7 protein-coding genes are annotated in these 8968 nt (G+C 57.4%); 5 read left to right on the top strand and 2 right to left on the bottom strand.

Translation table 11 applies throughout. The features are described 5' to 3' along the window. Positions 1 to 264: 264 nt before the first annotated feature. Positions 265 to 2166: an ABC transporter ATP-binding protein gene (locus WAW39_RS18115; RefSeq protein ID WP_422320597.1), complete on the bottom strand. Its 1902-nt coding sequence runs from the start codon at positions 2164 to 2166 to the stop codon at positions 265 to 267. 139 nt (positions 2167 to 2305) lie between these two features. Then, complete coding sequence (locus WAW39_RS18110; RefSeq protein ID WP_422320596.1) at positions 2306 to 3301, bottom strand: glycosyltransferase family 2 protein; 996 nt, start codon at positions 3299 to 3301, stop codon at positions 2306 to 2308. A 172-nt stretch (positions 3302 to 3473) separates the two neighbouring features. Between WAW39_RS18110 and WAW39_RS18105 the strand changes: the two genes are divergently transcribed. The 5 genes from WAW39_RS18105 to WAW39_RS18085 all read left to right on the top strand — a co-directional run bounded on the left by WAW39_RS18105 (position 3474) and on the right by WAW39_RS18085 (position 8947). Continuing rightward, entirely contained in the window at positions 3474 to 4733 is a 1260-nt protein-coding gene (locus tag WAW39_RS18105; RefSeq protein ID WP_422320595.1) for an acyltransferase family protein, read from the top strand. A gap of 98 nt (positions 4734 to 4831) precedes the next feature. Further along, on the top strand, positions 4832 to 5584 hold the full coding sequence (locus tag WAW39_RS18100; RefSeq protein WP_422320594.1) for a cephalosporin hydroxylase family protein: 753 nt from the start codon (positions 4832 to 4834) through the stop codon (positions 5582 to 5584). A 44-nt stretch (positions 5585 to 5628) separates the two neighbouring features. After that, the gene (locus WAW39_RS18095; RefSeq protein WP_422320593.1) at positions 5629 to 6720 is read left to right on the top strand and encodes a glycosyltransferase; all 1092 of its coding nucleotides are present in this window, start codon (positions 5629 to 5631) and stop codon (positions 6718 to 6720) included. Positions 6721 to 6723: 3 nt separating this feature from the next. Continuing rightward, the gene (locus WAW39_RS18090) at positions 6724 to 7809 is read left to right on the top strand and encodes an FkbM family methyltransferase (protein WP_422320592.1); all 1086 of its coding nucleotides are present in this window, start codon (positions 6724 to 6726) and stop codon (positions 7807 to 7809) included. A gap of 52 nt (positions 7810 to 7861) precedes the next feature. Then, the gene (locus tag WAW39_RS18085; RefSeq protein WP_422320591.1) at positions 7862 to 8947 is read left to right on the top strand and encodes a glycosyltransferase family 2 protein; all 1086 of its coding nucleotides are present in this window, start codon (positions 7862 to 7864) and stop codon (positions 8945 to 8947) included. Positions 8948 to 8968: the final 21 nt, after the last annotated feature.

Here is an 8968-nt window from a genome sequence, read left to right as displayed (position 1 = left end):
CAAGCTTTGGGCCTGCTTGTCATTGCGCCGCGATAAACTTGCCTTGCACTTCACCTCTCTGTTGGCTTTTGCCGCCGTCATCGATTGGATGCAGCCTTTCAAGAAGTTTTAAAACACTGCCTAGTCTCTTCCAGTTCAGGAGGGGCTTTGCATCGTGAAATGAAGGCGGCTTTTTTCCATGAGAAAAAATGCCTGCAGGCAATTCCACTACAAGCCCATGTCCAAACATGAGCTCGGACACATGTTTGTTTGATTGCATGGTACTTAGGCCATGGATGCGTCCAGAGTTGCATCAGGAGAGGTGTTAAACTGCAACTCATAAAGGCGCCGGTAAAGCGACGAACTGCGCAGCAGCTCCTCATTGGAGCCAATGGCCTCGACCCGGCCTTCCTGCATGACGATGATCTTATGGGCGGCGAGCACGGTGGAGAGGCGGTGGGCAATGGCGATGACGGTGCGCCCGGCCGTGAGGTCATGGATGGCCTCCTGGATGATGCGCTCGCTTTCGGTGTCGAGCGCGGAGGTGGCCTCGTCAAGCAGAAGGACTGGGGCATTTTTCAAAATGGTGCGCGCTATGGAGATGCGCTGCTTCTGACCGCCGGAGATCTTGGAGCCGCCGTCTCCCACGACGGTGTCGTAGCCTTCCTGGAACTCCTGCACAAAGGAATCCACATGAGCCTGGGTGGCGGCGTGGAGAATCTCCTCGTCCGTGGCCTCCAGCCGGCCATAGCGGATGTTCTGCCGGATGGTGTCGTGAAAGAGGAAGACATCCTGACTGACAATGCCGATGTTTTCGCGCAGGGTTTTCTGCGTGACGTCACGGATGTCATGGCCGTCGATGCTGATGACGCCGTCATCCACATCGTAGTACCTCAGGAACAAGGAGAAGAGGGTGCTTTTGCCCGAGCCGCTGGGGCCGACCAGCGCATAGAATTTTCCTGGCTCAATGTCCAGGCTGACGTTTCTGACAGCCGGGCGGTCATATTTTTCCCCGTCTGGCTTCACGTAGGTGAAGGTGACGTTGCGCAGGGAAATACTGCCGGTGGTGCGCGGAAGAGCGAGGGCATCTGGACGGTCCTTGATGTCAGGCTCCCGTTCCAGGAGCTTGAATACCTCCTGGCAGGCGGAGAGGGTGCGCTCAGTGGTCATGCCGACACGGCTGAGCTCCTTGATGGGCGGGTACATCCCGATGAGGGCCACGACGAGGAACATGAAGTCGGCGGCTGATTTATCGAGGTGCCACCAGTAGATCAGACCGGCGGCGATTCCGAGGGAGGCGACGGTTTCAACCACGGTGCCGCTGAGGTCCGTGAGCTTGTTGAAGCGAATGGCGTCAATGGAACTGGCCCTGTTGCCTTTTTCGAAACGCGCCAGCTCATAGTCCTCCCTGGAGTTTCCTTTGACGAGGCGAATGCCGCCGAAGGCTTCGTGCATGCTCACGAGCATGTCCGAGGAGGCGTTGAACTCGGTCTGACCGCTGCTCTTGACCGCCCGGGAGATCATGCGCACGGGAATGATGCACAGGGGGAAGACAAACAACGACATGAAGGTGAAAAGCGGATCGATGGTGAAGATGACCGAGAGGGTGGACAGAATCATGGCGGGATGCCGCGTGATCGCCTGCACCAAGGCGAGGGCGTTCACCTGCAGAGCGGTGGACTGAAGTGAGACGACCTGGATGAGCTCCCCAGCCTTGGAGCGGTTGAAGAAGACCATCGACTGCCGGAGAATGGCGGCGTAGAGATCATTGCGAATGCGGAAGAGGATGTGGCTGGAGGCCTTGACATAGGAGCGTGTGGCGAGATAGCCGAGAAAGCCTCGGCAAAAAATCATGCAGGGAATCAAGGCGCTGGCCAGAACCACCGAGTAAAAGGACGCCTTCTCGCCCTTGAGGGGGAGATGGAGCGCCTCCCGCAGGGAAACCATGCCGACAAAGGGAACCGGCAGGGATTTTTCGAGGACGGGGGAGTCTCCTTTCAAGACGATCGAAAAGATCACATTGAAAGACAGAAGCATGAACGCATTGAACATTCCGGAGCCGATGCTCAATACCAGGCCGGTGGCCAGCCGCCGCCACTGCGTGCGGGCATAGGAAAGGAGCTTTTTGAGCGCCGCCAGGCTCGCGGGATTGGTTTTTTTGAGCAGTTTGCCCAAAAGGAATTTCAACAGGGGGTTCAAACTGTGGCTGAGTGAGATGGAGCTGATGCCGGTTTTAACCTGAGGCGGGGGGCTGTGTCCAACGAAAGGTTTGCAGCCGGCTGCGGCGCTGCCGCAAACACCAAGGACGATTTGAATCCCCTCGATACTAGGTCCTGGTCTTCGACAAGCGCTGTTTCAAATAGCGCCATCCCAGCTTGCGGATCAACCGGGCGTTAAAGATCAAGGAGGAGCCAGAGGGCTGGCGACGCCGCAGCTCCTGAGCTGCCTTTTCTGTCAAAATGGCAGGGGCACCACACCAGCACCAGTCTTTCAAGGCCTTTTCAAGGTCGCGTTTCGAGCATCCCTTCAATTCTGCATCCAGGTGCTGCTCCCATGGAATGCCCGCCTTGACAAGATCCGCGATGATCAACACCAGCGTTTGTGACAGCAGTTTTTTGCGCAGGGACCGGGAATAGGTCTTCCAGGTGTTGGCCTCATGATCGCGATACATGGCGCCGGGGCGGGGGTCATAGGCGAGGCTGCCATGCATCAGGACTCTGGCCTGTGTCATGATGTCGAACTGGCAGTCCGCCCTGGATTCGTAGCCTCCAGAGCGGAGCATGGTTTCACGGCGGATCGCAACCGAGGGCTGAAGGAAGTAGAAAACCAGGTTCAGGAGGGAGACTGCCATGCGCGGGCCGTCCATGTAGAGGATCTGATCCTTGAGAAGGAAGTCATGCACATAGCCCTCGTTTGTACGCAGCAGCCTCGCTTTGTAGCCCCTGCCGCGTTCCTCCCGCCAGGCGGGGGCGGCGTACATGGCCACATCCTTCCTGCCGGCCACGGCCTGGTGGCAGCGCAGCAGGAAATCCCGATGGAGCAGGTCGTCATCCTGATTGATGATCACGTATTCACCAACTGCGGCGGCAGCACCGTCCGCCCAATTGCGCCCCACATGAACCAGCTCCTTCTGGCGCAAGTACCTGAGGCGGGGATCTGCATGGCCAGCCACCAGCTCCCGAGTGCCATCCGTGGATGCGTTGTCCTGCACGATCACTTCAAAGTCCCCAAACGTCTGGCTGAGAACGGCATCAAGCGTGGCCTGCAAAAGCCCGGCGCGATTGCAGGTGGGAATGACGATGGTGAAGAATGGAGGGGGCATGGCAGATGGTGGTCGTGCCTTTCACGTAAAGACCTCCATGCAGCCGAGGCATGAGCAATACAAGAACATATGGCTCATGGCTGATCAAACCGATCCGTAGCAGGGGAAAGAGGGGATTTCCGAGGTCATTCTGTGTGCTTGTGCACCGCCGCCAACTGCGGTTTATGCAGCCATGGCCGACAAGCAAGCATCCTCCGTGCACCGTTTCGAGGAATTGGACTCGTTGCGAGGCATTGCTGCCGCAGTGGTTGTGGTGGCCCACTTCGCCGGCATTTTTCTGCCGGGCGCGGTGTTTGCCAAAGACGGACATTTTTCCTGGGAAATACTGTTTGTGAGCACGCCGCTGCACCTCCTGACATCCGGGCATCTGGCAGTCTGCATGTTTTTTGTGTTGAGCGGTTTTGTACTGACTGTGCGCCAGCTTGCACCTGGAGAGCGTTTCACGAACCAGGATCTGCTGACAGCGGCTTTGAAACGACCGGTGCGTCTGGGCGGCATGGTGATCGTCACTGAACTGGCCGGCATGTTTTGCTGGTGGCAGGGGTGGTTTGTGACGCAGACTGCCGCAGCACGCCTGCACAATAGCTGGCTGGCCTATTTCTGGCCCAAGGAGATCGAGGCACACGACATCTCCGCCCTGGCGACCGGCCCGTTTTTTTATGGCGTCTCCTTCAATCCTCCCCTCTGGACCATTGAGCTGGAGCTTTATGGTTCATTCATGGTCTTTGGCATGGCGGCCCATTTGACCCGGCTGGCATGGGGGCGTCTGCCGGTGCTCATCGGCATGCTGATGGTGCTGGGCCGGCTGCCAGAAATGATGAGGGCGTGCGGCTATGATTCACAGATCATTCCTGCCGGACACTGGCTGCTGCTGCAAGGTTTCGTGTTTGGCATGATGGCCGCCGAAGTCTGGCACATGCCAGGGCTGCTGGCCCGCTGCTGGCAGAGCAAACCTTTGCGCTATTCATGGCTCGTCGTCGCGGTGGTGTTTGCCAGTTTTCCCTATTATGGCAGTGCCGGTGAAACGCTTTACCGCCTCCTGCCGACGATCACCCCCAGGCTCGGCGGGGGGTATCCGATGCTGGGAGCTTTCATGCTCTTCCTGCTGGTGCTGGCGGGGTGGGGGAGAGGCGTGCTGCTGAGCGCCCCAGCGCGTCTGCTGGGCCGCCTGTCCTATGCCATTTACGGCTGCCATTTCATCATCCTGCCCACGATCACCTGTGGTCTGTATTTATATTTGGATGAACGCGGGGTGTCTTATCCGCTGACCATCATCATCTGCCTTTTCGTCACACTTCCTTTGATGCTTGGGTGCGCGCGCCTGCTTGCGCGTCATGTGGACACCCCGAGCATTCGCGCAGCTGCTGCTGTGGGGAGGTGGGTGCGGCATGGCTTCCAAAAGGGCCGCGTCTGCTCTGAAGCGTGTGATTGAGAAAAACTAAATGGCATGCGGAATGATGCTTAAAGAGCTTGAGCGTTTTTAATCTGCCTCTATGACAGCGTTCCTGCTGCCTACCTGACACGCCTTCCATGAGCCGCCCGCCACATCCCGCCGTTCAGCAATTCTTCGATGAGCGTCATGCTGACATCATCCGCATGGGGGAGGATGAAGAGCTGAAGCGCAAATCCATCGAGTGGATGGTGCATGCGGACCGCTACAAATATACCTACAATTTCACATGGATGGGGCGGCCGATCATCAAGTTTCCCACGGACATGGTCATCCAGCAGGAGCTCATGTGGCGGCTCAAGCCGGATCTGATCATTGAGACCGGTATCGCGCACGGCGGTTCCATCATTTTTTCGGCGTCGATGCAGCAGATGATAGGCATTGAGAATGGTCGGGTGGTGGCCGTGGACATCGACATCCGGGAGCACAACCGGCAGGAAATTGACGCGCACCCGATGTCGAAGCATATCACGATGATCGAGGGCAGCTCCGTCGATGCAGGGGTCTTTGCCCGGGTGAAGGAACTGGCTGCCGGAGCCAGGACCGTGATGGTGATTCTTGACTCCAACCACACCCACCAGCACGTGTACGAGGAGCTCAAACTTTACGCGAATCTGGTGACGGTGGGCTCGTACTGCATCCTGCCGGACACGTTCATCGAGTTCTTTCCCAAAGGCTACTACCACAACCGCCCCTGGGATGTGGGTGACAATCCCTGCACGGCCGCACGGCAGTTTCTGGCTGAGCGGGACGACTTTGAACTCGACCAGTTTCTCACGGCAAAGGGCATGATCAGTGAAGGGCTGGACGGCTACCTCAAACGAGTGCGGTGAGAGACAACCGACAACCGGATGCCCTGCACAATGTGACTTCTCCCATGATTTCTGTACTGATCCCCTGCTACAATTATGCGCACTACGTCGGTCAGGCGATCGAGAGCGTGCTGGCGCAGACGAACGGGGACCTGGAGCTGATCGTGATCGACAACGGTTCCACGGATGATTCATGGAAGGTGATCCAGAGTTACAAGGATGCGCGGATCAAGACCTTTCGGATTGAGAAAAACGAGGGGATCGTGAAGGCCTGGGCCTTTGGGCTGGAGCAGTGCACGGGGGAGTGGTTCAGCTTTCTGTCCGCAGACGACTATCTGATGCCCCAGAAGCATGAGGTCCTGCTGCAGTATCTGGCGGCGCACCCGGAGGTGGATGTGGTCGGTGGCTACGTTACGCAGGTGGATGAGAACGGGTGCCCGTGGAAGAGGCATGCATGGATGGAAAAAATCATCAACGAGCCACGTGATTTTAACAGGGGAGATTCCTGGTTGATGCGGCACTATCTTTGCATCCCTGCCGCACTGTACCGGCGCAGCCAGTGCACGCCGCCAACCGGAGGGATCAATGCGGTCAGCGACTATGATTTTCATGTGCGGCTGCTGAGGCGCGGATGCCGCTTTGCTCAGTTGCGGGACGTGGTGGCCTGCTACCGCTGGCATACCAGCAACACCAGCGGAAGCGCGACAGAGCAGTCCACGGCTCCACTGCAGTTCGCCTACTGTTTTGCCACGCAGTTTTTGCCCTATTTGAGGGATTCCGGGCAGGAGGATCTGGCCACTGCGGCCATCACCTTCTTGTTTGATCATTATTATCTGCAGATTCAAGCATCCACGCCGCAGCAAGTCAAAAGCATGATGCTATGCATGCTCTGGCCAGATTGGGTGGTGGCAAATTGTGCAGACTACCACGCCGTACTCACTCTGGACTGGGCTTCCGGACAGGCGGAGCCCCCTCTGCATGCCCTGAAAGCCATCGTGGATGGCGGATGCCTGAAGTCGATTTTCCCAAAAAAGGAACATGAGCACCTGACGGAATTTCCGCAAAAAAAGGGGCCTCCGAAGAAACGGGGACCATTGCGGGAAGCTGGACGAAAATTTGAGCGCACGATTCGAAAACTGGTGAGAGGTAACAAATAAATTATGGCAGCAAGCACCCCACAGGGCGTTTCCGTCCTCAAAACGTTGGAGACAATCCGCAAGGATCCCGAACTGCGGCAATCGTTCGTGCGGACGATCGTGCAATGGGAAAAAGCCGCCCGCATCGTACGTCCCAACCTGCGTGAAGAGGCCAGCGGACCGCTGGTGGATTCCGTGCATCTGGACAATGAGGTGATGCAAAAAGAACTGCACGACGGCACGATTTTCCAATTCCTCTACCGTTCTAAAATCGCCCGGGAGTTCGTGATGAGTGATCCTGAACTGCCAGATCATGTCTGGGAGCCGCAGACGACCCGGCTGCTGGTGCGTCTGGCGCGTGGCGCACGCAGCGCGGTGATTGGCGGGGCTTATTTTGGAGATCACACCATCTTGGTGGCTCAGGAAATGGCCAGGTGCGGCGGCACGGTGCATGCTTTTGAGCCGGATTCGAGCCAGCGCAGCATGCTTGAGCACAATGTGACGCTCAATGCCTTGTCCAATGTCCGGATCAATGGCGAGGGGCTTTGGGATTCGAAGCGCGAGGGGCTTCGGCTCTCCGGCCAGGATGCATACGCGACGATGATGGAGGACGATGCGGGCGGAGATTCCACAGGCATCTCAACGGTGAGGCTGGACGACTACCTGCGCGCGCAGCATTTAACAGAGGTGGACCTGATCATGCTGGATCTGGAAGGTGCGGAACAAATGGCGCTGAAAGGAACGGGGGATTTTCTCACGCTGCCGCCTGGGAAAGCGCCCAATCTGGTCTTTGAGATCCATCGTAACTATGTGGACTGGACGCACGGCCTGCACCGCACTGAGGTGGTGCAATGGCTGACTGGACTCGGATACAGCGTCTTCGCGGTGCGCGACTTTAACGCCAATCAGGACATGAAGGGCTCGCCCGTGGAGCTGATCCCCTGCGACAGTGTCTATCTCGAGGGCCCGCCCCACGGCTTCAACATGGCCGCGTTCAAAGACACCAGGCTGCTCTCGGATGACTGCTTCCGCATTGTGAGAGGAGTCAGCCCCAAGCTGCTGCTTCATAAAGACCCGGCGTTGTACCATCCCGTGGGCGGAATGCCTTGAAGATCAGGCCAACCGAGGGATAGAAGAAATCTTTTTCAGCTTTTGATTCCAAATGCCAGCCCCGCGAGTTTCCGTTCTCATCCCTTGCTACAACTATGCGCAGTACGTGGGACGTGCCATCGAGAGCGTGCTGGGGCAGACACATGACGATCTGGAGCTCATCGTGGTGGACAACGGCTCCACGGATGATTCGTGGCAGGTGATCCAACAGTATCATGATCCGCGTCTCAAGAGTTTCCGGCTGGAAGCAAACCGGGGCATGTGCGGTGGCTGGGCTTTTGGCCTGGAGCAGTGTCTGGGCGAATGGTTTTCATTTTTGTCCGCTGATGATTATCTGGACTCCAAAAAACATGAGATTTTGCTGAACTATCTGGCAAAGCATCCCGAAGCCGACGTGGCAGGCGGGTATGTCGAGCAGGTTGATTCGTTTGGCCGCCGCCCCGAGGGGACGCGTTGGATGGAGGATGTCATCAACGCACCGCGTGACTATAACGCCCTGGAATCGTGGATGAACCGTCATTTTCTCTGCATTCCGGCTGCCTTTTACCGCAGAGAGCTGTGTGTGGCGCCTCCTGACGGTCTCAACGGCGTGGCGGACTACTATTTTCATCTGACCTTGCTCAGGCGTGGAGCCCGGTTTGCCCAGGTGCAGGAGGTGCTGGCCTACTATCGGTGGCATGAGGATAATACTACCCGCAAAGAGCGGTCAACGGTGGTTGAGCAATTCGCCTACTGCTTTGCCATGCAACTGCTGCCTTGCCTGAAGGAGTCGAATCAGATGGGCCGCGCGGCGGAAACCATCTGCAGTTTTTTCGAATTATATACTTATCTTCTTCGAACCACACCCCGGCATGATCTGGGCGGAATCATGCTCTGCATGTTCTGGCCGGAATGGGTCGCTGAGAACTGCCCGGATTTTCCGGCACTGGTGGCTGTGGACTGGGAGAACCGGACAGACGGGCACCAGTTCCATGGCGTTCGTGCCATGATGAACGATGCATTCCTGAAATGGTCCCATCAATCCCCGGCTGTTCCGCCTGCTGCCGCCACCCACAAACGTCAGCAGAAGAACACATGGTGGCGTAATGCAGGCCGCTCATTTGAGCGCAGGCTGCGCCATTTTTTACGCGGACGCTGAGCTGTTGGAAAAAGCGGAGCG

It is taken from the genome of Prosthecobacter sp. (genome assembly GCF_049294395.1).
Lineage (GTDB): Bacteria > Verrucomicrobiota > Verrucomicrobiia > Verrucomicrobiales > Verrucomicrobiaceae > Prosthecobacter.
The sequence above is the reverse complement of the archived record's forward strand: the minus strand, read 5'-3'. Positions and strand labels throughout refer to the sequence as shown.